The organism is Sphingopyxis sp. TUF1 (assembly GCF_036687315.1).
Taxonomy (GTDB): Bacteria; Pseudomonadota; Alphaproteobacteria; order Sphingomonadales; family Sphingomonadaceae; genus Sphingopyxis; species Sphingopyxis kveilinensis.
Genome location: NZ_CP144683.1, coordinates 2,267,588 through 2,294,191 on the forward strand (window position 1 = coordinate 2,267,588; position 26,604 = coordinate 2,294,191).

The 26,604-nt window shown below is 61.4% G+C and carries 21 protein-coding genes; 14 read left to right on the forward strand and 7 right to left on the reverse strand.

The genetic code is table 11. The features are described 5' to 3' along the window. Positions 1-147: 147 nt before the first annotated feature. The 5 genes from VSX77_RS10715 to VSX77_RS10735 all read left to right on the forward strand — a co-directional run bounded on the left by VSX77_RS10715 (position 148) and on the right by VSX77_RS10735 (position 3,575). The gene (locus VSX77_RS10715; RefSeq protein WP_338427257.1) at positions 148-474 is read left to right on the forward strand and encodes a DUF1476 domain-containing protein; all 327 of its coding nucleotides are present in this window, start codon (positions 148-150) and stop codon (positions 472-474) included. Between the two features lie 10 nt (positions 475-484). Beyond that, positions 485-718, forward strand: a complete 234-nt coding sequence (locus VSX77_RS10720; protein ID WP_338424595.1) for a BolA family transcriptional regulator — start codon at positions 485-487, stop codon at positions 716-718. A gap of 49 nt (positions 719-767) precedes the next feature. Further along, positions 768-1,094 carry a Grx4 family monothiol glutaredoxin gene (gene grxD, locus VSX77_RS10725; RefSeq protein ID WP_338424596.1) on the forward strand — a complete coding sequence of 109 codons (327 nt, stop codon included), beginning with the start codon at positions 768-770 and terminating at the stop codon, positions 1,092-1,094. A gap of 184 nt (positions 1,095-1,278) precedes the next feature. Further along, positions 1,279-2,301 (forward strand): LacI family DNA-binding transcriptional regulator, encoded by a 1,023-nt coding sequence (locus VSX77_RS10730; RefSeq protein WP_338424597.1) that lies wholly within the window; start codon positions 1,279-1,281, stop codon positions 2,299-2,301. A gap of 11 nt (positions 2,302-2,312) precedes the next feature. Further along, positions 2,313-3,575, forward strand: coding sequence for an MFS transporter (locus tag VSX77_RS10735; RefSeq protein WP_338424598.1), 1,263 nt, complete (start codon positions 2,313-2,315; stop codon positions 3,573-3,575). Here the strand turns inward: VSX77_RS10735 and VSX77_RS10740 are convergent. Together VSX77_RS10740 and VSX77_RS10745 are read right to left on the reverse strand one after the other, a co-directional pair. Beyond that, a complete protein-coding gene (locus tag VSX77_RS10740; protein ID WP_338424599.1) occupies positions 3,572-5,164 on the reverse strand; it encodes a tryptophan halogenase family protein in 1,593 nt (530 codons plus the stop codon). The genes VSX77_RS10735 and VSX77_RS10740 overlap by 4 nt on opposite strands. An 88-nt stretch (positions 5,165-5,252) precedes the next feature. Further along, the gene (locus VSX77_RS10745) at positions 5,253-8,231 is read right to left on the reverse strand and encodes a TonB-dependent receptor (RefSeq protein WP_338424600.1); all 2,979 of its coding nucleotides are present in this window, start codon (positions 8,229-8,231) and stop codon (positions 5,253-5,255) included. Positions 8,232-8,524: 293 nt separating this feature from the next. Here VSX77_RS10745 and VSX77_RS10750 point away from each other — a divergent pair, with 293 nt between their 5' ends. The 9 genes from VSX77_RS10750 to VSX77_RS10790 all read left to right on the forward strand — a co-directional run bounded on the left by VSX77_RS10750 (position 8,525) and on the right by VSX77_RS10790 (position 19,282). Next, positions 8,525-11,026 carry a glycoside hydrolase family 3 protein gene (locus tag VSX77_RS10750; protein ID WP_338424601.1) on the forward strand — a complete coding sequence of 834 codons (2,502 nt, stop codon included), beginning with the start codon at positions 8,525-8,527 and terminating at the stop codon, positions 11,024-11,026. Positions 11,027-11,390: 364 nt separating this feature from the next. Next, entirely contained in the window at positions 11,391-11,999 is a 609-nt protein-coding gene (locus VSX77_RS10755) for a TetR/AcrR family transcriptional regulator (protein ID WP_338424602.1), read from the forward strand. Then, positions 11,996-13,471, forward strand: coding sequence for an acetyl-CoA carboxylase biotin carboxylase subunit (locus tag VSX77_RS10760; RefSeq protein WP_338424603.1), 1,476 nt, complete (start codon positions 11,996-11,998; stop codon positions 13,469-13,471). The genes VSX77_RS10755 and VSX77_RS10760 overlap by 4 nt, the downstream gene beginning before the upstream one ends. A gap of 1 nt (position 13,472) precedes the next feature. Then, a complete protein-coding gene (locus VSX77_RS10765; protein WP_338424604.1) occupies positions 13,473-13,928 on the forward strand; it encodes an acetyl-CoA carboxylase biotin carboxyl carrier protein subunit in 456 nt (151 codons plus the stop codon). 3 nt (positions 13,929-13,931) lie between these two features. Further along, a complete protein-coding gene (locus tag VSX77_RS10770) occupies positions 13,932-15,539 on the forward strand; it encodes an acyl-CoA carboxylase subunit beta (RefSeq protein ID WP_338424605.1) in 1,608 nt (535 codons plus the stop codon). Positions 15,540-15,559: 20 nt separating this feature from the next. Further along, on the forward strand, positions 15,560-16,327 hold the full coding sequence (locus VSX77_RS10775) for an enoyl-CoA hydratase/isomerase family protein (protein WP_338424606.1): 768 nt from the start codon (positions 15,560-15,562) through the stop codon (positions 16,325-16,327). A 13-nt stretch (positions 16,328-16,340) separates the two neighbouring features. After that, entirely contained in the window at positions 16,341-16,652 is a 312-nt protein-coding gene (locus VSX77_RS10780; RefSeq protein ID WP_338424607.1) for an AMP-binding protein, read from the forward strand. A gap of 302 nt (positions 16,653-16,954) precedes the next feature. After that, positions 16,955-18,628 carry a sensor histidine kinase gene (locus VSX77_RS10785; RefSeq protein WP_338424608.1) on the forward strand — a complete coding sequence of 558 codons (1,674 nt, stop codon included), beginning with the start codon at positions 16,955-16,957 and terminating at the stop codon, positions 18,626-18,628. A gap of 3 nt (positions 18,629-18,631) precedes the next feature. Then, positions 18,632-19,282, forward strand: a complete 651-nt coding sequence (locus tag VSX77_RS10790) for a response regulator transcription factor (protein WP_338424609.1) — start codon at positions 18,632-18,634, stop codon at positions 19,280-19,282. A gap of 52 nt (positions 19,283-19,334) precedes the next feature. On the opposite strand, the gene VSX77_RS10795 is transcribed toward VSX77_RS10790, so the two are convergent. The 5 genes from VSX77_RS10795 to VSX77_RS10815 form a co-directional block, all read right to left on the reverse strand. Beyond that, entirely contained in the window at positions 19,335-20,432 is a 1,098-nt protein-coding gene (locus VSX77_RS10795; RefSeq protein WP_338424610.1) for an acyltransferase, read from the reverse strand. Then, on the reverse strand, positions 20,429-21,667 hold the full coding sequence (locus VSX77_RS10800; protein WP_338424611.1) for a hypothetical protein: 1,239 nt from the start codon (positions 21,665-21,667) through the stop codon (positions 20,429-20,431). The genes VSX77_RS10795 and VSX77_RS10800 overlap by 4 nt, the downstream gene beginning before the upstream one ends. Positions 21,668-22,208: 541 nt before the next feature. Next, positions 22,209-22,829 (reverse strand): type B chloramphenicol O-acetyltransferase, encoded by a 621-nt coding sequence (gene catB, locus VSX77_RS10805; protein ID WP_338424612.1) that lies wholly within the window; start codon positions 22,827-22,829, stop codon positions 22,209-22,211. A gap of 209 nt (positions 22,830-23,038) precedes the next feature. Beyond that, a complete protein-coding gene (locus VSX77_RS10810) occupies positions 23,039-24,007 on the reverse strand; it encodes a hypothetical protein (RefSeq protein ID WP_338424613.1) in 969 nt (322 codons plus the stop codon). Beyond that, positions 23,970-26,594: a hypothetical protein gene (locus tag VSX77_RS10815; RefSeq protein ID WP_338424614.1), complete on the reverse strand. Its 2,625-nt coding sequence runs from the start codon at positions 26,592-26,594 to the stop codon at positions 23,970-23,972. Before VSX77_RS10815 ends, VSX77_RS10810 begins: the two co-directional genes overlap by 38 nt. Between the last annotated feature and the right edge of the window lie 10 nt (positions 26,595-26,604).

A 26,604-nucleotide genomic window follows, 5' to 3' on the forward strand; every position in this document is an offset into this window, starting at 1 on the left:
GAATATCATTGCTGTGGTGCGACCCATTCCCTGCCAAGGACCCTAACCCCTTCGTAAGCGAAAGGGAAGTGATCTGCCGCACAGCCTGCTTGCGCCGGGCGGGCGGGCCACCTATCTGCAAGACGAGGCTTAACCGGCGAGGATATGATGAGCGCATTCGACGATCGTGAACGGGCATTCGAAACGAAATTCGCACGCGACCAGGAGGTGCAGTTCCGCATCACCGCGCGCCGCAACCGTCTGCTCGGTGAATGGGCGGCCGAACGCATGGGGCTGACGCCCGAAGAGACTGACGCCTATGCCAAGGCCGTCGTGCAGGCCGATTTCGAAGAAGCGGGCGACGAGGATGTCATCCGCAAGCTTGCGGGTGACCTGACGGCCGCAAACGTCGAGATCAGCGATGCCGAAATCCGCGCCATGCTGAACGACAAGGCGGCCGAAGCACGCCGCCAGTTCATCGACAGCGAGAATTGAGGCCGGCGCGATGGGAATGCGCGAGGGCGATTTGAAGGCGATGATCGAGGCGGCGTTTCCGGGCGCCGCGGTGACGATCACCGATCTCGCCGGCGACAATGATCATTATGCCGCGCATGTCGTCAGCGAATCCTTTCGCGGAATGACCCGCGTCGCGCAGCATAAGGCGGTATACGCCGCGCTTGGCGGACGCATGGGGGGCGAACTTCACGCCTTGCAATTGACGACCGGCGTTCCTTCATAGGGGCGAGACACGCAATTTTTTCGGCGCCCCGCGCCCCCGGAGACTGACGATGAGCGACCCCGCTACCCACGACCGCATTTCCAAGATGGTCGCCGACCACCCCGTGCTGCTGTTCATGAAGGGCACGCCGCTGTTCCCGCAGTGTGGTTTTTCGTCGCGCGCGATCGCGATGCTCGACCGGCTGGGGGTCGAATATGAAACGGTCGATGTGCTGCAGGACATGGAAATCCGCCAGGGCATCAAGGAATTTTCGGACTGGCCGACGATCCCCCAGCTCTATGTGAAAGGCGAATTCGTCGGCGGGTCCGACATTATGATGGAAATGTGGGAAGCCGGCGAGCTTCACACGCTGATGAATGGCATTCCGACCCGTTGACAATGCGCGGGCGAAAGAACCGCGCGACACCGACCAGATCGCTTGAGGGAACGGCCCGCTGTCCGGAAAGCCCGCGGCGCGCAGAAGCTCGTGATTCACGCATATCGCCTGATAGGAAGGGTTTAACTCGCTCGGGGTTGTCGGCGCATTGACAACGAAGGACAATGTCGGCACCGAGACTGTCATGGCTCGGCGAGAAAAGCGTGCAACGATCATCGACGTCGCCAAGCTGGCGTCAGTGTCGCCCAAAAGCGTGTCGCGCGTCTTTAACAACGAGCCGCATATTACGCCCGCGCTGCGCAAAAAGGTGCTCAAGGCAGCCAAGGAGCTCAATTATCATCCCAATGTCCTCGCGCAGGGGCTGGTGCGTCGTCAATCCTACCTGATTGGCCTGATCTATGAAAAGCCGAGCCCCAGCTATGTCGTCGAGCTGCAACGCGGCGCGCTCGAACGGCTGCACGGCGAACGTTACCGCCTGATCGTGCTGCCCGTGGAATCGGTGATGGACCGCCCGAGCGAAGTCGTAGGCCTGGTCCGCTCCGCCGCCCTGGACGGCGTCATCCTCGCGCCGCCCGCGTCCGACCATCCCGATATTATCGCGGGGCTTACCGATGCCCATATTCCCTTCGCCCGCATCGCACCCCAATCATTGCTGGATGGCGGGCTGGCGACGGGGATGGACGATATCGCGGCCGCGCGCGAAATTGCTGAACTGGTCATCGGCCTCGGCCACCGGACCATCGCGATCATCATGGGCGACCCCGTCCATGCGGCCAGCGGCCAGCGCTTGATCGGCTATCACCAGGCGTTCGGCCGCCATGACCTGCCTCGCCAGCCCGAATTGGTCGAGACGGGCGATTTCAGCTTTGAATCGGGATATGAAGCGACGAAGCGGCTGCTGTCGCGCAAGCTGCGGCCTACCGCAATTTTGGCGCAGAATGATGATATGGCGGTGGGGGCGATGTCGGCGGCGCGCGAACTCGGGTTCGACGTACCCGCCGATCTGACCGTCGTTGGGTTTGACGATTCCGAAATCGCCCGCGTGGTGTGGCCGCGCCTCACGACCATCCAGCAGCCGATCGTCGAAATGGCGAAAACCGCGGCCGACATGCTGCTGCGCGATCTGGCGGGCGAAGAGCCCGGCCCGATGGTCATTCATTCGCATAAGCTGGTCGAACGGCTCAGCGCCGCACCGCCGCCGGCCTAGGCACGACAGCTGTGGTCGCGCGCGGGGAGAGGTTCAGCTATGCCGCCGGCGACACGGGGTTCAACCTGATATGGGCGTCGATCGAGCTTTATCTTCTCTATTTCTACATCGAGGTGCTGGCGTTGCCGCTTGAGATCGCGTCGGGCGTCTTTCTGGTCGGGGCGGCGCTCGACTGGCTCGCCGACCCGGTCATAGGCGCGGTGGCCGATCGGGCGTCGACGCGAGCGCCCTTGCGCGCCTGGGTGCTGTTTGGCGGTCCGGCCGCGGGCATCGCCCTCGCGCTCGCCTTTGCCCAGCCGGCGCTAATCGGAAACTGGCTGACGGCCTACGTCGTCGCGACCCATTTGCTGCTGCGGCTCTGCTATAGCCTGGGGAATATTCCCTATGCGGCGCTAACGGCGCGTTTGACCGACGATGCCGAGGAACATGTCCGGTTGACGGGGCTGCGGATGCAGGGCGCCGCGCTCGGCGGAATATTGGCAGCGATTGTTTACGCCAACGTGCCTGCGGGCGAGGGGCCGCAGCGATTCTGGACGGGCGCGATGATCCTCGGTTTCGCAGCCCAGCCCTTTTTGCTCCTCACTTTCCTTGGCGTGAGAGAGCGGATTGTGCCGTCGCGCGACATTGCCGATATCCGTCCCTTTGGCCAGATCCGTGCCTATGGGATGCTGTTGTCGCAATCGGCGGCGCTGCGCCGCCTGATGGTCGTTATCGTGACTGCGGGGCTCAGCGTGACGATGCTCAGTAAAACCCTGCTTTTCCTGTTCGCCGAACTCGGCCATGCCGAGCTGGGTTATCGCGCCGCCATTGCCCCCTCGCTCGCCTTGCTCGTCAGCATTCCCGCGTGGGTCTGGATCGAGAAGAAATGGGGAAGGGTGCCGACCTTGTGGGTTGCGCTGGCGATGAACGCCTTGGCCCTTGTCATGGCGTGGCTGCTCTATCCCGGGCTTGTCCCCGTCGCGATTTTGTTTGTCGTTGCGATTGTCGCCAGTTGCGGAATGTCGGTCATGTTCTGGTCGCTCGTCCCTGCGGTGATCCAGGACGTCGAGGCAGCGCGCGATGGGGGGTGCGCAGTGCGGATTTACGCGCTGGCGACGACGGCGCGCAAATTGGGTCAGGCGCTCGCGCCGCAGATCATCACCCTTAGCCTGGCGTTCAGTGCCAACCGCTCGGTCATGCCCGCACTCGTCGGATCCGCCGTGTGTGCGCTTGCGGTCGGCCTGTTATACCGCCCCGTGGAACGCACCCCCTCGCTCGGGCAAGCTTCCCTCTAGCGTCCGGCCCATCCTGCGCCGACCCCGAAGTTGGGGCGGCGGTTTTCGCTGGGATCGAGCAGGCGGTCCAGAATGGCGTCGTGCGAGGGCGCGGCGGTCCGAAATTGTTGCAGGGCCTGTCGCATTTGACCGATAACGCCGCGCACATCGTCGAACGGTGCGACATCGACGAGCGGATCGATGGCGGCGGGGCGCAGGCCCATGCCGCAGGCGACATAGAACCAGCTGATGTCGGCAAATAATTCCCGGCGCTTTGACGTGATGCGTCCTGTCGCCTCAAACAACGCCATTTTTTCGCGCAGGCTTTCGGGAAGGGCAAGCGTGCGAACATGGTCCCAAAAGGGTTCGCCATGGCGCCGGTTGGGATAATAATGGAGCAGCAGGAAATCGCGGATATGCGCATATTCTATCTCGACTTCGCGATTATAGGCATCGATCAGGGTCGGATCGAACGAGATGTCGGGAAAATAGTCGAGCAGACGGTTGAGGCCGGTGTGGATCAGATGAATACTAGTTGATTCAAGCGGCTCGAGAAAGCCCGCCGATAGCCCGATCGCCAGACAATTGCCGATCCATGCGCGCTTTCGGTGACCCGCCGTGAAACGCAGAAAGCGCGGCGCGTCGTCCGCGGGTCTGTCGAGTCCTGCCAAAAATTCGTCCGCAGCGGCCTGATCGTCGATGAAATCGCTGCAATAGACCAGCCCGTTCCCGACGCGGCTCTGCAGCGGGATACGCCATTGCCAGCCCGCGGATTTGGCCGTCGATACCGTATAGGGGGCGCGTCCCGGCTGCACCGCGGTGGGTGCGGCAACTGCGCGGTCGCAGGGCAGCCAATGGCGCCAATCGATATAGCCCGACCCCAGGGTTTCTTCGATCAACAGGGCACGAAAGCCCGAGCAATCGATATAGAAATCGGCCGATAGGCTATCGCCATCATCGAAATATATCGCGTCGATGCGGTCATTCGCGCCGCGTTGCGCACGGGTGATTTTACGGTCGAGACGAGCGACGCCTGCCGCTTCGGCATGGTCGCGTAAAAAGGCCGCGACAAGGCCGGCGTCGAAATGGAGCGCATAAGCGACCCCCGCGCCAGGCCATTTGCCATTGGGCGACGGAAAGGCGAACTTATGGTCTTCGGCCAGCGCGGCCGACGGGCATAGATCGGCCAGCCTTTCATCATGGCCCTCCGCAAGATTTTTCCAATAATAATGATGGAAAGGACGTTGGTTGATCGTCATCCCCAAATTGCCGAACGGATGCCAATATTCATGGCCGGGCTCCAACCAGTCGCGAAACCGGATGCCCAGTTTGAAGGTCGCCTGACAGCGGCGGATGAAGTCGACCTCGTCGGCGCCAATGTTACGCAGAAATTCAAAAATTGGCGGAATTGTCGCCTCGCCAACGCCGACAGTCGGAATGCTCGACGATTCGACCAGCGTGATCGCACAGCCGCTGCCGCGCAATATGCTGGCCAGCAACGCTGCCGCAGACCACCCGGCAGTCCCACCGCCAATAATACAGATCGATCGCAACGGCGCGCGCGACGGCGCGGCGCCGTGCGATGGTTTGCGGCCTTCCCCCTCTGCCATCGGCGGACCTCCTTCATGCTTTTCAGGGAGCAGAAAAACGTAGCGGCCCTTCGCGAAAAGGACCGCTACGCGAGGGGGAGAACTGACGTCAGAAGTTGAATTTCACCCCGCCATAGATCCGCCGTGAACCGGATTCGAAGCGGAAGGGCAACTCGGGGAATTGCAAATAGACGCTCGTATCGGCTTTGGTGATGTTGATCGCTTCGGCAAATACTTCGAAATTGTCGGTGAGCTTGTAGCTGATCTGTCCATCGAGCTGGCCGAAGGATTTTTGATAGATGCCGAGCGTGCGCGTTACCGGTCCGTCGGCAAAGCCAAAGTTCCCGACATATTGTTTCGAACGCCAGCTGTACGACGCGCGCGCCGCAAATCCGGAATGTTCGAAATAAACCTGTCCATTGGCCGAATGTTTCGACACGCCCGGCAAGGGCAGATTTTTGCTGAAGTCGGTGGCGAAATCGGTGCTCGTGTCGGAGAACGTATAATTGGCGGTAAAGCCGAGCCCGAAGTCAAAGGCATATTGGCCCGCAAGCTCGAAACCCTTTACGCGGCCGCCCGATCCGTTCGCCGGCTGCGTGACTGGCCCGAGCCGGCCACCAGCCTGGTCGTTGACAAAGACGACGACCGTTTCATTGACAATGAAGCTGTCGATTTCCTTCCAGAACAGCCCCGCCGACACCAGACCCTGGCGGCCGAAATAATGTTCGAACCCAAGGTCGAATTGGTAGGCGCGAAACGGGTCGAGCTCGGCATTGCCGCGGCTGCCATTGGTAAATTTGAACAGATCGTCGGCCGGATCGCGCGTGAACTGGGTGGAAAAGCCCTGGCCGAGCGAAACCAGCGGTTGCCGCGCAACGACCCGCGCCGCCGAGAAGCGGATCTTGTTGCCTTCGCTGATATCGAACACAGCATTCAGGCTCGGAAGAAAGTCCGTATAGGTCCGCGCGACGGTATTGGTGGTAAAATCGCGCAGCACGCCGTTCCAGCTGTCGGTACCCCAATAGCTGGGATCGGCGTTGGCGGGCTGGTTCTGATCGACGGTCAGGCTGGTGTTGACGATGCGAAGCCCGACATTGACGTGGTAAGGATCGTCCAGTCCGCCCAGGTCAGCCATGATATAGCCCGATTTGGTTTCTTCCTTGACCCGATAGGTTTGCAAGGGATCGGCAAAGAAGGTGAATGGCGTGTCGGGATAGAGCGACTGGATCCAATCCAGGGCATTGGTCATCTTTGATCGGTCTGCGACCAATATGGCGTCGCCCGCTATACGGCCGCCGCCCGCAAAATTGGTGATCGTTTCGACCCGCTCAGGGTTGGTGGTGAAGGTTTGATAGGGCGTAATCAACGCTGGCGAATTGCCGAAGCGGCTGCACCCAGCGAACGCCGCGGGCTTGTTCGCTTCTGGCAGATCGCAAATTTTATATCCAATCGCGCCGTCCTGGAAATAGCCATAAGGCGTCCAATTATAAGAAAAGCCTGGAACGCGCTCGCTGGCCGGGATGGCGGTGGCATCCAGTTCACCTTTGCCGCTATAGTCCGCAAGATAGCGCCCCGAGCTGAAATCGACGGTCCGCTGGCCATAACGAAAGCCCGCGCTCAGCGTGATTGTATTCGTGTCACCATTGTCGACATCATAACCAAAGTCGGCGCGGATCGAATGACCCTTTGTGTCCGAACGATCGCCGAACGCCCAATGCGATTTGAAGAATCCATAGGCGGGGTTGGTGAACAGGTCCTGCGGGCTCCCGGGCGCGATCCCAAAGCTCGGGAACTCGCCGTTCTTGTAAGTGAAGTCGAAGGTCGGGGGCGCTGCCGGATTGGCCGTGAACCCCGGCTGCGGACCTGTCGTGCCCGGTCCTCGGACCCCATAGGCGGTGTAGCGGACATCGTTGTTGGCGACTTCGCGGCCCAGTTTCGACGAAGAATAATCGGCCATGACCGATGCCCGGAAATTAACGTCATTGTCCCAATCGAGACCGAATTGAACATTGTCGGATTTTATTTTCGAAACATCGACAAAGGAGATGGCTTCGGCCGACTGCGCGCGGACCGTTCCTTCAATCAGGACGCCGTTTTCATTGATATTGTAATTGCCGACCAAGCCTTGCGATTCACCCTGTCCGAACGGAAATTTCACCGATGCTTCGCGCGTGTCGATCTTTAGATCGGAGTGAAAATATTGGGCGCTGACCTCCAGTTGATCGGTTGCCTGAAAATTGATCCCGAGCGAAGCCCCCCAGCGCCGCCGATATTGATCGCGGTCGGTGATGTAGCGATATTCGGGAGCATAGTAATTGGTCGGAACGGTTGCGGTGTCGCGCCGCCCTGCGGCAAAGGCCCAGTTGCCGCGATTGTCGCCGCCCAAGACATTGACGTGATTGTTGGTCTGTTCATAGCTGAACGATGCGATGATGCCGAGGCGATCGTTGAAATTATAGCCGAGCACCGCGGCACCGGCCGGTTTCCACCCGCCAATCTCGCTTCCCTTGCTCATCTTGAAGTTGCCGCCGATGGTGAGGCCGTCCTGAAGATCAAGGCCGCTGCGGGTCTTCAGATTGACGATGCCGCCGAGACCGCCTTCGAGTAGCGAGGCATTGGGCGATTTAAAGACTTCGATCCCGCCGATCAGCTCGGAAGGAACGCCTTCAAGGCTGTCGTTACGGTTATAGTTGCCCTCGCCGACCTTATAAACCTCCAGGCCGCTGACGAATAATTCGCCGTTCAACAGGGTGACATTCTGGTCGAGGCCGCGGATGCGGACCTTTGACCCCTGACCATTTTCGCGATCGATCTGGATCCCGGGAAGGCGTTGGAGCGATTCCGCGACATTCTGATCGGGGAATTTCCCGATATCTTCGGCCGTCACCGATTCGATAATGAGGTTTGATTCGCGCTTGGCGTTCAGGGCATTTTGCAGGGATGCGCGAAAGCCGGTCACGACGATCTCGTCGCTTGCCGTCTCTTCCGACCCGGATTGTGCAAATGCCGGCGCGCCAGCGGTCCCCAAAGCAAAAATCGACGCTGCGGCAAGCAATGCCGTACGGCCGCGCAAAGTGACGCTGATCATTTCCAAACCCTCCCAAGCCGCATCTTGATGTGCGGGCCACAGATTTCTTTTCTCATGCACGGGCATGCCAATCGGCGAATCGCGTCCTGCGGAATCGTCGACCGAAACCCCGCACGACTTTTCGTTGCATATTTCTGTCAACGTTGTCAAACGATGTTTCTCATCTTACGGTTCGGCGGCGCTTGAGGGGAAACTTCTGTCAAGGTTGTCAGATGCCGCTGAGCAGATATAAGAACCTTTGGGACGGGACATTTATGCCATTTAAAACAATCAAATACGCTATCGGAACAGCAGTGTTTTGCGCCCTTACGCTGCCATTGTCGGCCGGTGCCGACGTGCAATCGCCGGGCGATTCGGTCGCGGTGACTCATCCCGCGCAATGGCCCGAAATTGCTTACCCGCGCGTCGTGACGTCCGACGGCGAAGCGCATGTTCAATCGCTGCTTGCCAAAATGTCGGTCGAACAAAAGGTCGGACAGATTATCCAGGCCGACATCGGCAGCGTGACCCCCGACGACGTGCGAAATTATCATCTGGGATCGGTGCTCAATGGCGGCAATTCGGGACCGGGCGCGAATGATCTTGCGCCCGCCAGCGAATGGCTGGCCCTGGCCGACGCTTTCTACGCCGCGTCGATGCAAGTGCCGCGCGGTCGGCCGGCGATCCCGGTCATGTGGGGCACCGATGCCGTCCATGGTCACAGCAATATCGTCGGAGCGACGCTGTTCCCTCATAATGTCGGTCTCGGCGCCGCGCGCGACCCCGACCTTATCGAGCGCATCGGCCGCGCGACCGCGGCCGAGATTCGCGTCACGGGCCAGGAATGGACCTTCGCCCCGACCGTCACCGTGCCCCAGGATTATCGCTGGGGTCGCGCCTATGAGGGCTATTCGTCCGATCCGGCGCTTGTCGCCTCCTATGTTGGCGCGATGGTGCGCGGGCTGCAGGGTCCGCCCTCGACCAAACCGATTCTTGCGGGCCCCTTTGTCGCCGCCAGCACCAAACATTTCCTTGCCGACGGCGCCACGCTGGATGGGCGCGACCAGGGCGATGCCGACATATCGGAACTAGAACTGCGGTTGATTCACGGCGCGCCCTATATCCCCGCGATGGAAAATGGGGTGGCGACGGTCATGACCAGCTTCTCAAGTTGGAAGGGCGTGAAAATCTCCGGCCACAAGGGGCTGGTTACCGACATATTGAAAGGCCGGATGAATTTCGGGGGTCTCGTCGTCACCGACTGGAACGCCCATGGTCAGGTTGCGGGCTGCTCGAACGCGAGTTGCCCGACGGCGGTCAATGCCGGAATCGACATGCTGATGGCGCCCGACAGCTGGCGCGCGCTCTACGCCAGCACGCTGGCACAGGTGAAGGACGGCACCATCCCGATGTCGCGGCTCGACGATGCTGTTGCTAGGGTTCTGCGCGTCAAGCAGCGACTTGGACTGTTCGAAGCCGGCAAACCGTCGTCGCGCGCGCTTTCGGGGCGATACGAACTTCTCGGTGCGCCCGAGCATCGGGCTGTCGCGCGCGAGGCGGTGCGCAAGTCGCTCGTCATGCTCAAAAACACGGGCGTTCTGCCGCTCCGCCCCACCGCCCATATCCTCGTTGCTGGCGATGGCGCCGACGACATCGCGCGCCAGTCGGGCGGCTGGACGCTGAGCTGGCAGGGCACCGGACTGACCAACGCCCAGTTCCCTGGGGCGACATCGCTTTGGCGCGGTATCGAGCAAGGCGTCGCCCAAGCGGGCGGCAGTGCCGAGCTCGCACCTGACGGAGACTATAAAAAACGTCCTGATGCTGCGATCGTCATTTTCGGCGAAACCCCCTATGCCGAATTTCAGGGCGATATCCCGTCGCTCCAGCTTCGCCCCGAACTGCGGCGTCCCTTTGCGACAATGCGCAAGCTGAAGGCGGCGGGCATACCGGTCGTTGCGGTCATGATTACTGGCCGGCCGCTTTATGTGAACGAGGCACTGAACCAGTCCGACGCCTTCGTCACCGCTTGGCTGCCCGGATCGGAGGGCGCCGGCGTCGCCGATCTGCTTTTCGCCGGAGCCGACAACAAGCCAGCGCACGATTTTCGCGGGCGGCTGCCAACCGCCTGGCCGGCCACCGCGCAGCACGGCGGTGCGACGCTTTTCCCCTTTGGATATGGCCTGACCTATGCCGATGGTCCGCAGCGCTGGACCGACCTGCCCGAGGACAGCCGTGTCGCCGATGAGGGCAATGGTCCCGGGGTCTATTTTGACAAAGGGGTACCAGCCGCATCCTGGTCGCTGACCGTGTCGCAGATCGATCGCGGCGACAATCTGCGCGTCACGACGGTTCCTGCTGTCGGCTTGGGCGGGCGCGCGCAGATAACTGCTGCCGATTATGGCGTGCAGGAAGGCGCGCGGCAATTTGCCATCGCTGCGGGTTCGGAGGGAGCGACGGTCGAAATCGGCACGCTCGGTGCGCTCGATTTATCGCGCGAAACCAACGGCGACGTCGTCCTTCTCGCCACCCTGCGGCTCGACGCGCGGCCTTCTGCTCCGGTTTCGATGTCGATGGGCTGTGACAATGCCGAGTGCGGGCGCCCCATACCGGTTGCCGAATTTTCAACGCTGGCGCCGGGCCAGTGGCAGGTGATGGCCGTGCCGCTGAAATGCTTTGCCGCGGCCGGTGCCGACATGACGCGCATTACGGCGCCATTCCGGCTGGAAACAGCCGGATCGCTGGGATTCAGCCTTGCGCGCGTCGCCTTGGGCAGCGCCGCCGAAGCCGATACCGTCATTCAATGCCCGGTGCGCTGAGCACCGGCTCCCCCCATCACAACAGTTCGCCCACCTGTCCGATGCAGGGCCTGCCGCGTTCGATCTGTCGCCGATACTTTTAATCGTGATCGCGACGCTTTGGTCGCGCGAGCGCGGCCGCTCGACCAGTGCGCGAGCGCTCTCCCCACCCATTGGCAACCATGACGCGTCGCTCCGCGGCACTACGCCGCCGAGACCGGGGTTGGCGCGCATTGGGTGCGTCAACGTGGCATCCAGCTCCGTCGGACGCATACCATCCCGGGCATCCCAGGCCGCCGATTTTAAAATGAACCTAATTCATCTTGACTTTAAATGAATGCAATTCATTATCGGGTCCACGACGGATTCGGAATGAGGTAGGGTGATGCCGAAGATCAGTGCGGTGCAGCGCGTCGAAAGGCGCGACTCCCTTGTCGACGCCGCGAGGCTGGTGTTCATCGAGAAGGGCTTCGAAGCCGCTTCGATAAGCGATATCGCACGCATGGCGGGTGTGTCGGATGGCCTCCTTTACCGCTACTTCGGTTCAAAGCGCGACCTGCTCCTCGCAGTCCTGACCGAGTTCTACGAGCGGGTGATCGTCGACCTGGAGGGGCAAGTCGCCACTTCCGATGGATTCGAGGCGCGGCTGTCGGCACTGGTTCACCGTCACGTCGAGGTTTTTGTCGGCGACGTCGATCTCTGCCGCTTGTTCATTGCCGAGGTTCGGAACTTCGACGAATATGTGGGATCGCAGGCGCACGAGCTTAATCGCCGCTACACTGCGATCCTTATGCGCATTCTCGCAGAGGGTGTCGCCGAAGAGAAGGTTTCTCCCGCCATCGACGGCCGGATCGTTCGTGACATGTTGTATGGCGGGATCGAGCATCTCGCCTGGCGGCACATCGCGGCGGGCCATCCGCTCGACGTTGATCATATTTCGACGCAGATTTCGGGCCTGCTTCTCGGCGGGCTTCAGGCGATGGCACGCGCGTGAGTATCGCCGCGCTCGGCCCGGTGCTCGTTGCCAATCGTGGAGAGATTGCGCTGCGCATCCTGCGCACCGTTCGCGACCTCGGCCTGAAGGGCGCGGCCGTCTATCACGCGGTCGATCGCGAAACACCGGCGGTGCGCGCCGCCGACATCGCGATCGAGATCGAAGGCGAAACGCCCGTCGCTGCCTATCTGGACGGCGCGCAGATTGTCGAGAAGGCGAGGGCGGCGGGGATCGGCGCGATCCATCCCGGCTATGGCTTTCTGTCCGAGAATGCAGGTTTTGCGCGGGCGGTCGCCGAAGCAGATATGGTCTTCGTGGGCCCGACTCCCGACGCAATTGAGCTGATGGGCGACAAGGTGCGCGCGCGGCGCTTCGTTGCTCAACGCGGTTTTCCGGTTGCGCCGTCGGCGATCGAGGACGACGAGCCCGCAAGTTTTGCCGAGCGCGCCCGCGCCGTCGATGTGCCACTCCTGATCAAGCCCGCTGCCGGCGGCGGCGGCAAGGGGATGCGGATCGTGCGCGATCTGGCGGTGCTCGACGAGGAGTTGGCGCGCGCGCGGAGCGAGGGTGAGCGCTATTTCGGCGATGGCCGACTCTATGTCGAACGTTATGTCGAGCGCCCGCACCATATCGAAGTGCAGATCCTCGGCGATGCGCATGGCAATGTGGTGCATCTTTTCGAGCGCGAATGCTCGCTTCAGCGGCGCTTCCAGAAGATCGTCGAGGAAAGTCCGTCGCCCAGCCTTTCGCCGGCCCAACGCGCGGAGATTTGCGAGGTAGCGGTGGGAATCGCGCGCGCGGCGGGCTATCAGAACGCGGGTACGGTCGAATTCATCTATGGCGACGGCCGCTTTTACTTCCTTGAGATGAACACGCGTCTGCAGGTTGAACATCCGGTGACAGAAGCGGTCACCGGTCTCGATCTGGTCGCCGAGCAGTTGCGTATCGCCGCCGGTCTCCCGCTGGCCTTTGCCCAAGACGAGGTTGCGCAGCGCGGCCATGCCATCGAGCTGCGGATCTATGCCGAGGATCCATCGCGCGATTTTTCTCCGACGACGGGCACGATCCTCGCCTATCGGCCGCCGGCCGGAGCGCGAACCGACAGCGGCGTCGCGCTCGGCAGCCGCGTCACGACGGCATTCGATCCGATGCTGGCCAAGCTTATCGTCCATGGCCAAGATCGCGCCGAGGCCATCACCAAGGCTCGTTCGGCGCTCGGCGATTTTACGCTCCTTGGTTGTGACACAAACATTGCTTTCCTCGACAGGCTGCTCGGCGATCCCGATGTCGCTACCGGACGGTTGCACACCGGCCTGATCGGCGAAAAGCCGGACTTGGTGTCCGAACCACCTGTCGATGCCGAAAAGCGGATTCGCTTGCTCGGCGTCGCAGCCCGCGCGCTAAAACCCATTCGTGACGCGGCCGAAGCGGTGCCGGCGATGCACGCCGCCATGGGCGGATGGCGGAATTGAGATGGCGCACCGGCTTTTTCTTGAAGGCGAGGCGCATCACGTCTGGCTTACGCGCTGTGCGGGCACCGAGCATTTGCTGCTGGGCGGGGCGGAACATCCGCTCGGCTCCGAGCCTGGCGCTACGATCGCTATCGACGGTGACGAGGTGCACATCCATCTCGACGGTCGCGCCTATCGCATCCGCTACGAACACCCGCTCGACCGTTTCGCCGCCGAAGCGCGCGGCGATGCCGACGACGTGGCCTGTGCGCCGATGCCTGGCGTCGTCGTTGCACTGTACGTCGCGGCGGGCGACGCGGTCGGCGAGGGTGATGCGCTGATGGTGATCGAGAGCATGAAGCTCGAAACCGTCATCCGCGCGGTGCGCGACGGCGTGGTCGAGCGCGTCCACTATGACGTTGGTCGCAGCTTTGATCGCGACGCACCGTTGGTGACGCTCGCTGTGCGGGAGGATTGATCGGTGCAACGGATTGCAAGCCGGATCGACAGCGGCGCGCCCGACCATCGCGCCAACGCCGCCTATCACCGCGGGCTGGCCCGGGAGCTTCGCGAACGCCAGCGGGCGGCGCGCTACGACCGCCCGGCGCGCGACCTGGGCCGGATTGCGGCGCAGGGGAAGCTGTTCGTGCGCGACCGGCTCGAAGCGCTGCTCGATCCCGGAACGCCCTTTCTTGAACTTTCGACGCTGGCGGCGAACCAGGCCTATGGCGGCGACGTTCCGGCGGCGGGGCAGGTTTCGGGAATCGGCATCGTCGCGGGGCGCGAGGTGATCATTCATGCCGACGATGGTTCGGTGAAAGGTGGGGCGTGGTACCCGCTGTCGGTCAAGAAAATCGTCCGCACGCTCGACATCGCGATCGAGAACCGCCTGCCCGTCATTCACCTGTGCGACAGCGCGGGTGCCTTCCTGCCGCTTCAGGCGCAGCTTTTCGCCGATCGGCATCATGCTGGCCGCATCTTCCGCAACCAGTCGATCCTGTCGAAAATGGGCATCCCCCAGGTAGCCGTCGTCCTGGGTCATTGCACCGCGGGAGGCGCCTATGTCCCGGCGTTGTCGGATTATAACGTCATCGTTCGCGGCACGGGGGCGATCTTCCTCGGCGGCCCGCCGCTGGTTAAGGCGGCGACCGGCGAGGAAGTAACCGCCGACGAGCTCGGCGGATGCGACATGCACACCGGCGTGTCGGGGACCGCCGACTATCCGGCGAACAGCGAGCCTCATGCGATCGCGATCGCGCGCGACATCGTCGCGCGCTGGCAGCGTGCGCCGAAGGCCGCCGTGGATCACATCGATCCCGAACCCCCGCATCTTGACCCCGAAGAAATCTACGGCATCCTCCCCAGAGACACGCGCACCCGCTTCGATATTCGCGAAATCATCGCGCGGATCGTCGACGGCAGCCGCTTCCACGAATATCAGCCAGCCTATGGCAATACGCTCGTTTGCGGTTTTGCGCGCATCTGGGGCTATCAGGTCGGCATCATCGCGAACAACGGCGTGCTGTTCAACGACAGCTCGCTGAAGGGCGCGCATTTCATCCATCTGTGCGACCAGAATCGGACGCCGCTGGTCTTCCTCCAGAACATCACAGGATTCATGGTCGGCCGCGAATATGAGCGGCGCGGCATAACCAAGGATGGGGCCAAGCTGATCATGGCAGTTTCGAACGCCAGCGTTCCGAAATTCACGATCAACTGCAACGGTGCCTTTGGAGCGGGCGTCTATGGCATGGCGGGCCGCGCCTTTGATTCGCGATTCAGCTTTTCCTGGCCGCAGAGCCAGATGTCGGTGATGGGTGCCGAGCAGGCGGCCAATGTGCTTACCGACCTAAAACTAAAGCAGATCGCGCGCGACGGCCGCACCCCGGACGCCAAGGAAATCGAAGCAATCCGCGCACCGATCCTCGAAAATTACGAGCGCGAACAGAGTGCCTATTACGCGACCTCGGAGCTGTGGGACGACGGGATCATTGATCCGCTCGATACGCGCAATGCGCTCGGCATCGCAATCTCCGCCGCGCTCGGTGCGCCGATCGACGCGCCGCGCCACGGCGTGCCGAGACTGTGATGGCCGGGGGAGACCGGCCGATGCTCCGCCTCGAACGCGCCGGCAGCGTCGCGACGATATGGCTGGACAATCCGGCGCGCCACAATGCGCTCGATCTGCGCGGCGCCGCCGAACTCGACCGGCTGACGGCGCTTTGCGACGATCCGGCGATCGACATCATTGTCCTGCGCGCGCGCGGTACCTTTTGCGTCGGCGGTGACATCAATGAATTCCATGCCGAGCGCGAGCGGATCGAAGCGCATATCCTGGGCATCACCGAGCATTTTCATCGCGCGATTCTCCGCCTCGCGACCGGCCGCGCAACGTCGGTCGCGGTGGTCGAGGGGATGGCGGCAGGCGGCGGTTTCGCGCTCGCGCTCGCGTGCGACATCATGATCGCCTCGACCGCGGCGCGCTTCGTCACCGCCTGGTCCGACCTCGGCTTTTCGCCCGATGGCGGCGCAAGCCATTTCCTGACGCGGCGGCTCGGCGCGGCGCGCGCCTTCGACCTGCTGGTGCTCGACCGTCCGATCGACGCGCAGCAAGCGTTCGACCTCGGGATCGCGACGCGCCTCGCGGCGCCCGACGCTATCGACGATGCCGTGAGACAATTGGTTGGCGAAGTCGGCCGCAAGGCCGCCGACAGCCGCGCTGCAATCAAGGCGCTGGTCGCGGCCGCCGCCACGGCGCCGCTGGCCGACCAGCTGGAGGCGGAGCGCCGCTCGATCGCCGGCCTCGCCGCGACGCTGGCGGCGCGGAAGCGCGTCGAGGATTTTCTGAACCGGCGCCGCGCGCCGCTCGGCAGCTAGAGGGAGATCGATCATGGGCCTTGCCGCCCTGCTTCGTCGCAACGCGCAGACGCGCGCAGATCATCCGGCGTTCGTGTTCGGCGCGCGCCGGACCAGCTGGGGAACACTGCTCGACCGGGCAAGGCGTCTCGCCGCCGTATTCAGCGATCAGGGCGTGCGTCCCGGCGACCGGATCGCGCTGCTGATGGCGACCTCCGATCGCTATTTCGAGGCGATTCATGCCGTCGTCTGGGCGGGCGCGATCGCGGTACCGATGAACATCCGCCTGACGCCCGCTGAACTCGTCGACAATCTGGCGGATAGCGCGCCGGCGCTGCTCGTCTGAGAGCCTGCGCTCCGGGGGCTCGCCGATGCCATGCTTGCCGGTTCGCAGCGGTCGGTCCCGCTCGTCGAAATCGGGCAGACGCGCTTTCATGTTTAAGATACCAGTGTCGGCGACTCTCCTATCTGAGTCCTTTTTCGCGACCAGAGCTAAACTTAAAAAGCCGCCGTGGGTTGATCTTGCATTTCTTCGCCGAGATCGAGGTCGATCAGGTATCGGGCCCCGAAAGAGCAGGCCGCTAGCCAATTTGCTCCGCGTAGCACGTTCGACGAAATGTTAGACAAGACATTTGACGGAGGCCAGGCTTGGTCGCCAAGGAAGTCATGATGAGACCGTTTCGCGGCACCATGCACATATTTCTTTCGCGGCGTCGATGGATGCGAGCGATCCGAGAACCGCGCCAGTTAATAAGCTTGGGACGGTTTGTCACGGTTGCCTGCGCCGCATTGGCCGTTTGGCTCGATCCCACTCGTCCGGCGCAAGGCCAAAATGTCGTAGCTCTCATTCTTACCGCCTATTTGGGGATATCATTCTTGGCGGTTTTATCGGCGTTGAGCGAGCGGCTGGACGGGCGCATGCTTACGCTTCTTCATGGTCTTGATCTGACCGTACTGGGATTGCTTGCCTATTTCAGCGAAGAGCTCGACAGCCCTTTTTTCGTCTTCTTTACTTTCACGATCATGACGTCCGCGCTTCTTTGGAAGATGCGGGGCGTCTTGATAACCGCGATAGCCCTGCAAGCGATTTTGTTGCTGGTAGGCTGGCCAGATCTCAAAGACGGTGAGTCCGAACTGAACATCCTGATTATCCGGTCCTGCTACGCATGGGTGGCGGCCGCGCTGCTGGGCTATTTCGCGACCTACCGTGAAACAATGCGAAGCAAGATGACGAAGCTTGCCAGTTGGCAGCCAGCAGCGCTTCCAGCGGGCGAGAATTCAACTCTGTCCGCATCGCTTTCCTGTGCGCTGGAGGTGCTAGAATCCAGCGCCGTGCTGATCGTCTGGCGGTTGCCTGCGGCGCGCACCGCGAAGGCGATCCTCTGCGACGCGAGCAATTGCCGCACGCTCGATCATATTCCCGGGGAATATGCTTTGGTATCCGTGCCGCAAGGGGCGCCGGCGATCATTGATCGAAATGCCGCGGAAGGCGCGCTAATCCAGAACCTCGTCCTTCGCTTCTTTCCCAAGCCAGACGTTGCGCCGCTACTCGACTGGAATTTTGCTGCGGTAGAGCGCTTCCACGGCCGAAACCGCGAAGGCGCGGTTATCATTCTTGACCCCGATGCGACGGACGAGATCGGCCCCCTGATGGGTTTGGTAACCGCGCGCGTCGAAGAACAGCTCGATCAGATTGCGTGGGCGCAGGAACAGGCTGATGCCGCGATGCTGAAGGAACGGGCCGCCTTTGCCCGCGATCTGCATGACAGCGTTCTGCAAGATCTTACGGCGGCCGCGCTGCACCTGAAAGTGGCGTCGACCTCCGGCGAGTCAGATCTGCGACAATCGATCCAGACCGCTTCCACAATCTTGTTCCGTCAGCAGCGTGCGATACGCCGCTTTGTTGAGATGTCGCGGGTATCGGACCTCGCGGCAGCTCAGCCATTCCACCATCGCCTGCTCCCCACCGCAATGATCCTGGAGCGGCAATGGGGGTGCCGGGTTGAGCTGGACGTGTCACCGCCAACAATGGCCGTCGCCGATGAACTGATGACCGAAATTTGTCACATGCTATCCGAGGCCGTTTCGAATGCCGTCCGTCACGGCAATGCGGAGCGAATCGTGGTTGCGATCTCCGAAGACGCGCAGGGCCTGCGAGTGTCGATCAGCGACGACGGAAATGCCTGCATCGATGGGCCGGTGACGCAGGTTAAGCCCCCGCGCTCGCTTGACGACCGGGTGCGTGAATTGGGCGGCACGGTGAGCTGTTTAAACTCGCCTGACGGTTTTACGATCTCCTCCGTTTTGCCGATCGTGAGTTGAACGATGCCCACGATAACCCTGGCTGACGATCACCGTATCTTGCTCGAACCCATGCGGGTTCTCATCGAGCGCGATACCGATCTTCGCGTCGTCAGCATGGTCGCGAACGGCACGGACGCGATGGCGGCGATAGAGCGTCTGCGGCCCGATATTGCACTGCTCGATCTTGCGATGCCCGCGCCCGGCGGGCTTCAGATCTTGCGGTCTTTGCACCGCAGTTCGAACGACCAAGTTAAAACCAAGATCGTTTTTTTGACGGCTTCGATAAGCCAGGCCGAGGTGGCGCAGGCGGTGACCCTGGGTGTCGCCGGAATCATGCTCAAGGAATCGGTGCCCGAGGAACTGATCCAATGTTTGTCGGCGGTGCTACGCGGCGAACGCTGGCTACCAAGTCAGCTCGTGGGGAGCGAGTTATCGGCGACGATGGACCGCTACGCGCGGGCCAGGCTGGATCTGACAGCGCGCGAACGCGAGATCGCGCAAGGGGTTGCCGGTGGTTTGTCGAATCGCCGCATCGCCGATCAACTGGGTATCTCGGAAGGAACCGTGAAGATTCATCTCCATAATATTTTCGGAAAGCTGCAGATTCAAAGCCGGTCGCAACTCGCCTTTTGTGTCAGCGCCGACGTCGAGGCGGCAGCTCGGATCAGTTGATCTCAACTTCTCTAAAAGAGCATAGGCCCGACCCAAGGTCGGTCCGGCGGCGTCAGGCGCCAATCAACCGTTTTGCGTGTTTCGGAACAATGCGGCGAACCCCTTCGACGATTAATATCGACAATAACAATCCGGCGATCATGGTCGCGAGAATCGCTGCGGCGAGGACCCACCATCGCTGGTCCGCGGAAACCCACGAACCGATCAGCCGCGCAATTGGCCGCAGGAGTGGGCCATGGACAAAATAAATACCAAATGAAGCGACCGCCAGATATTCAGAAATCGAACGGATCCGCGGCGATATGCCACGGCGCACCCATTGCCGAAACCAGATCAACACAAGCGCCGATGCCGCAAGTCGCTGTATATAAAAAACACTCTCGCGCAGCGAAACCACCCCCCACATATCGATCTGACGCGCGAACATCCAGCCGAGCAACAGGCTCGCGCCGAGCAGGGTCAAAAGCAATGCCGACACATGTTTCGACAGAAGATCAATTTTCTTCTCAGTATCCGTGCCGATCCACATTCCCGCCGTATAACTTCCTAAAAAATAAAGAAAAATCTGTGGCGTTAGCATCGTACCGGTTCGCGTGGCAATGATCGGAAGAATGATTATGACCGCCAGAATCCAGCGCATTTCCGGTCGGTTCTGAAGCGCCCACAATATGGGGCTAATCAAATAAAGAACGAGGATCACAGGGATATACCACATGGTGTTCCAGGCATCGCCGAACGCGATATTGCGGCAAAACTCGACGACCAAGCCGGGCAGGTCAGCATCGCTGCCGGTCTTGAGTCGCTCTACTGTCCAAAACAATGTGGTGAGCACAAGGGTGATGACCGTATAGGGCAAGCCTATTTTGGCGAGACGACCCTGCATGAAAACGCGATGATCACGCCGCCAAAACAAATGTCCGTAAAGAACTCCGGAGATCACTGCGAAATATATTGTCGAGTCGTGGGCGATGATATGGAGCAGTGCGTACGCCGCCGACCCTTCCGCGTCCAAGCTTGGCAAGCCGCGCAAAAGCAGGGCGTTACCCCCATGGATCAACACGACCTGAAGGATGGCAAATGCTCTAAACGGGTCGAGATAATCGATATGTTCAAGCGGCTTGGAAACATATGCCGCTTTTGCGCGGCTCATCGTTCGATAACCTTGCCTTGCCGCTTGAGGTAGTCCGGCATTTCGTTCGGACGCATCGTCGATGGGGGAACCTGGCAGCAGTAGGTTGGATCGTGGCTCCGCGGATCGCGCAAGGGGCCGACATTCACTGCGAGCAGCAAGCTGGTGGCAACGGCCGCTGCGGCGACATGGGCCCGCGAATCGGCAATTCCGGGAGCAGCCGCCAGCACTAAAGCAAGAATCCACTGAGGACTGTAAAGGAGCGCCTCGTCGGGATTGAAATAGAGGTAGAACAGCGCCAGCACGCTGGCAACGCAAAGCGTTGCAATCGAAACACCGCGCATCGCACTGCTGAATGCGCGGTACAGCCCCCCGACCAAGACCGTAATGGTCGCCAACAAGGCGATGAATCGAAGCGGATGGGCCATCAGCGTGACCAGATCGCTCAGCAAATATCGGCACTGCAGCCAGTCCAGCGGCCCAACCCAGCTGAATATCAAAACGCTGACTGCGTAATCCGCAAGGATTTTCGGATCAGTGAAGTTCGTCCAATTGGCGTATCGGTTCAGATAGTTAACTTGCCAGTGCGATCCCTGCGCTCCTTCCGCAACCAGTGCCGGAAGGATACTGAGCGATATTGCAAGAGCTGCCGGAACGAACAATTGTATAAATTTTTCGCTATGCGGGCGGTTTCGCAAATAGCGCATGACAAAGGCATAGTAGACGACCACGAATATCGCGGCTGGAGCATTTGCGAGAGCGGGCATGGCCGCGGTCGCTCCGGCAGCAATAGCCGCTCGAAGCGGCCACCGACGAGCCAAGGGCGCTATTTCACCAAAGAGCAGACATGCCAAAGCGATGCAGGCCATGGTGACGCCATAGGTTTCGGCGATGCCCGACAGCGTTGCGGTGCCGAACGAAGCGAAGACAAACATCGTCAGTATGGTCGCAGCAGGCGTGTCGCCGAAATGCCGCCGGAGCAGCGCAAAGATCAGGAGGGCTGCCGAGCCCTGGATCACCGCCAATGCAAACAGCCCGGCGACCAGCGGTTCGACACCCATGGTGGTCAACGGTTTCGCAATAGCGGCGATCGCAACGACCGCCGCGGCATGTTTATGCACCCGAAAAGCCAGATAGCTGCCTTTGCCCAAGGCATTGAAATAGGTGACCGTATCGGCACCAAAAATGCAGTTGTTCACCTCGACATGAGCGTAAGTGAAATGCATCTGGCCGAAAGAAGCGACGGCGATAGCCACAAATAAAGCCAACGCGATAGCTCGATCACGCGTCGCGGGAAATCGGGCAAGCCGAATGATCCGGCGTGTCAGGGCGCCGAAGAAAAGTGTCTCGTTCCAGTTGGATATATGCCTGCCTAGCATATGGAGAACGGGATTATCGGAGGCGCGGGACAATATATCTGCGTTGAAAAATACGGAGCCGGCCCATCGTTAGGCACCAAATCCGTCGCGCCAGGCCGCTTGAAAGGCTCGAGAATTCTAAAGCGAGGCAGCATCATTGGTCCGGACGATGCCGTCATCGTGTCCACGGATAATAAGCGGCGTCGCGAGCGGCGCCAGCTGCCAAGTCGTAGCTGTCTTCGAATACGTCAAAATGCTCGACCAACGTCGCCCCCCTGCTCATGCAGGAGGGTTTATCTTAGGGCCCGGCGCGCGAACATTTATCGCCGATATACTTCAAATGGAGGAGGGGCGCGCTACCCCGTTTGCGCGGCTCCCTCAGGTGAAACTACACATAAAAAGGAGGCTCCTCTCGATCAATTCAGAGGTAGCGTCCTATCTATGCTGCGCGGAATTCGCGGAGGCTTTCGATATCTCCGCTACAAAGAATGGGCATGGCCTTGCGCAACTGTTCTTCGGGCCAATCCCACCAACGTAGCTCAAGGAGAAACGCGATTACGTCGTCCTCAAAGCGTTGCCTGATCACACTGGCGGGGTTGCCGCCCACGATGGCGTAGGGGGCGACGTCGCGTGTTACGACCGCCCGGGTTCCGATAACTGCACCGTCGCCTATCGTGATGCCGGGCATGACGATCGCTTCCGAACCGATCCAGACGTCGTTACCGATGACCGTGTCGCCCGCTGCACGATAGCCATTGAGGGCGCCTTCGAATGCCGCCACCTCCGGCATCCAGAAGAAGGGAAAGGTACTGATCCAGTCGTTGCGATGTCCCTGATTGCACGCCATGATGAAGGCGGCGCCTGAACCGATAGAGCAGAAGCTGCCGACGATCAGCTTGTCCGCACCCTCGTCCGGCAGGATGAAGCGGGCGCAGTCATCAAAGCTGTGGCCGTGGTAATAGCCCGAGTAATAGCTGAAGCGCCCCACCCGGATATTCGGATGGCTAACTTGCTTGTCGAGCGTGATGCCCTTGAAAGGGCTTTCAAAATAATTGGTCATGAAATCAGTCCATAAGAGGCCAATGCTGCGCACCGGCAGCCTGGAGGCCATACGTCATCTGCCGGTGCTGCCAGATTGGCACACCGTCGATTTTCCTCGCGCATCAAGCGCGGGAATCGGTCAGATGGTACAGTGCGCGGACTTCATGCCGCGTTGGTAACGGGTTTCACACGTCGCCGCAACGGCGCGAGGGTGCGCGGGCCCGAAACTCAAGGAACCGTGAAGGTGACCAGCAGGGTGTCGCGGTAATAGCCGGCGGCTCGGGCCTCTGTGCTGCGCGGGACCTCGACACGAATTGGCACGTTATGCTCCTGACCATCTTCGCGAAATGGCATGGCGATGACTCCGCCCGCCGCCGGGTCCACCGGTACCCCGGCGACATCCAATTGATAGGGTATGCCCGGCGCGCCGTGGGCATGGGCCAGCCGGCCCCCATTTTCGGACCGAAAGCTTACATTGACGTCGGCATTACTGCGTACCGCGAAATCGACTTCGCGTTCGACGCCATCGCTCAGTTCGCCAAGATCGATACTGGTGTCGCGAACACCCGGCCCAAAATCCGGCGACCGTATCTCAAGCCCCGAGGGAACGCGCGTCGCGATCATGATCGGGGCTTCCGCCTGAAGAACATCACTGCCTTCCTCGGCCGCGAAAAGGCGCAGTAGTGCCTGCCCCTGGTAAGAACCGCTGCGAACGAACTGGCCGGCCGGGATCGCGACAAGAAGGGGAACGACCTGCACGCCGGTGCCGGCCTGAAACTGACCCTCAATGCGCGATGTCTGGGTGCCGAAATAATCCGGGCTCAAAAGCGACGGCCCGTTTGTGCTCGCTACGATGTCATAATCGAGGCGGCTCGAGCCGCTCGTCAGCTGGGGAGTGACACTTCCCGAAGCCGGGCTGCCGGTCAGCGCGAAACGGCAGGCCGCGCCGACGTGCCGGATTTCGATATTTGCGGTTTCATAGCTCTCTCCGCCGGCAAAAACCTCATAGCCGCGGCCAAGTGGGCCAAGCCAGTCGACGGAGGGTCCGACGACAAGTTCGAGCCGGCACGGGCCGCCTGCGGGATCGACATCTTCCTGCGCGGCCGCCGGCATCGCCGGGCAAACGAGCAACAGCGAGCATCCCAACGCCTGGATCTTGCTAATCATCGCCATTCTCCTTGGCTGGTGAAGGTACATCGATTTCGAGTTTCAGCGGCGCGCTCAGCCGGAAAAGACCGTCGGCGTCGTCGGGCACGTCAATGCGCGCGGCGACGCGGGTTCCGCCGACGTCGAGATCGAGCTTGTAGCCGCGGCCCGCTTCGACGCCCTCGACGAAAAAGCGTCCCGTCTCATTCGTGAAGAGCTTCACGCCTGCGCCAGCAGCAGAGCCGTCCGCACCGAGCGGAACGGCTTCGCCCGCCGCGTAGGAAATCGGGTCGCCGTCGCGATCGGCAAGATTGCCGACGATCGAGACATTATTCTCGCTGCCGATCTTGATGTAATAACCTGCGCGGTGGCCGGGCGAGAGAAGGAAGACCTGACCGCCGAGCGAATTGCCCGCGGGTGCGTCGGGCGCATCGACCTGGATGCCACGGTTAAAGTAAGGTGCAAGAGTGCTCACGACCGCTGGGCCGAGCGTGCCGCTTCGCGCGGTATATTCGACGTCGGAGGAGCCAAAGCCCGCGCGGGGCTCCACCATGATCTGGTGTCCCCCCGCGGCCTTGTCGGGATCGAATATGGCGAAGCCGTTGCTGACCGGGCGGCTGAGCGCGAAATGTCCGTCGGCCATCACCAAAGCGGTGCCGAACGTGAACTCGCTTCGCAGGTCGCGGCTGTCCTTGTCGGTGAAATAATTGCGCGCGATCTGTTCGAACGACGTCTCGAAACGGTTATCGAGATAGGCGATGCGACCGGACAGCCGGTCGGCCCCATCGCGCCGCTCGATCCCGGCGCTCGTGCTGACCGACCCGATGCCGCTGGTCCCCGTTCGCGAATAATAAAGCCGCGCGTTGCTGTCGTTGCTGTCGAAACTTGCGGTCACCGACGATCGGCCGAATGGGATTGTCAGGCCGATATTGAAGCCGGGACCCCGGCCTTCGGTGCTACGTCGATATTCCACGCTTGCCGAAGCATTGCCGAAGCGAAATTGATGCGTGTAGTTCAGGCCGGCGGCATAGCCGTCGCCGACGCCGCGATATCTCTCAAAGGAACCATAAGCCTGGACACGGCCGCGAGTGCTGACGCGCATACCCGCGCGCAGGCGCACCTGGGCCGAGATGAGATCGCCGCCCAGCACGGCATTGAGCGATCGATATTCCGCTCCGGTGAGGAGCAGCATGCCGTCGACCGTGAGGTCACGACCGGGGTCGGTGTCGCGCCAGCGATATTGAACGCTCGCCCGTCCGCTCGCGGGCTTGGGGTTGTGGACATCGGCAGCGGCATTGATGGCAAAGGTTCCGATGCCCGTTGCCCAGAGGATCTCGCCGCCAAGGTTCGAAAAGCTCTTGTCGCCCTCCCAGTTGATCCCGAGCGTGAGTGACTTGCTCACACCGTAGCGCAGATAGCCCGTGCCATTGTAATTGCCGGTGTCGTAGCGGCGAACGCCATTTTCGTCGCGGAACGGTACGCCGACATTGATGGCGAAATCGAGCAGCCCGGGATTCAGAAGATCGATGTCGTAGAATGCGGGAAAAGAGAGGCGTTCCGTCTCTCCGCTGTCATAGGTGATGATAAGTTCAATGTCGTTTGCGGCGGACGACACGAGGGGGAAGTCACGCAGTTTGTAGCGGCCGCTCGAGAGGGTGAAGGTGCGCGACGGAACGCCGTTGATCAACACCTCGACGCGGGCAGGGCGTTCGAGCTGAAACTCCTGCTCGGACGTCGGCCGGATATTGAGATAGGGGTTGATCGAATATTTTCGGTACATCGACGCGCCGGCGATGCGCGGTGCGAGCTGGAACGGACGGCGCCCGATCGTCAGGTCCCCAAGTTCATAGCGGATGAGCGACGCCCGGTCGTCGTAGATGAGGCGGACATCGCCGCGGCGAAGCGCGCGCGCGTTGCGGTCATCATAACGCAGTTCCGCCTCGGCAATTAGCCCGTGGACATTGACGGCCATGTTGATGTCGGCGGCGGTCCGATAAAGGCCTTCGCGCGAACCGGGCGCATCCTCGATATAGGTCATGCCCATGCGGGCGGACACATAGGCAGAGAAGGCGGCTTGCGGGACCCGCTCGAGTTCCGCACGCTTGCGCATCGAGCGAATGAAGAGATCGGACACATCGCGCATTCGCGCAGGGATGCGTATCATGAGGACCAGGCGAGCCTCATCGAACACGACGTCCATGCCGAAAGCGCGAAGTTCGGCAAAGGTCACATCATCGCGGCCCTTGCCGCTCGCTGCCACCTGTTCTTCCAGACCGGGGATCAGGGCGGGAGCGAGCGTATCGGTCACGAAGCGTGCGCTGACACTTCCTTCGCCGTTGCCAGCCGGCTTGATCGTGAAATCGCCGACATAGATATTCTCGATCTGGACCGCATAGTCACCCGCGCTGATTGCGGGCCGCGAGCTGCCAAATACCTGTTTGAAAATATCATCGGCCGATGCGCCGTCAGCCAGCTCCCCGGACTCCGGCATCGGCCCGGTGACGGTGCCGGGCTCGCCCGCGTCGGCAGGGGCGAGCGGAGCGCTCGGGGCCTGCGCCGACGCCACCCCGTCGGCGAGCCAGAGGAACGCCGCGAGCGACGTGCACAGGAGCAGACGGGATTTCGATGCGCGAAGCATGGCGGAGCGC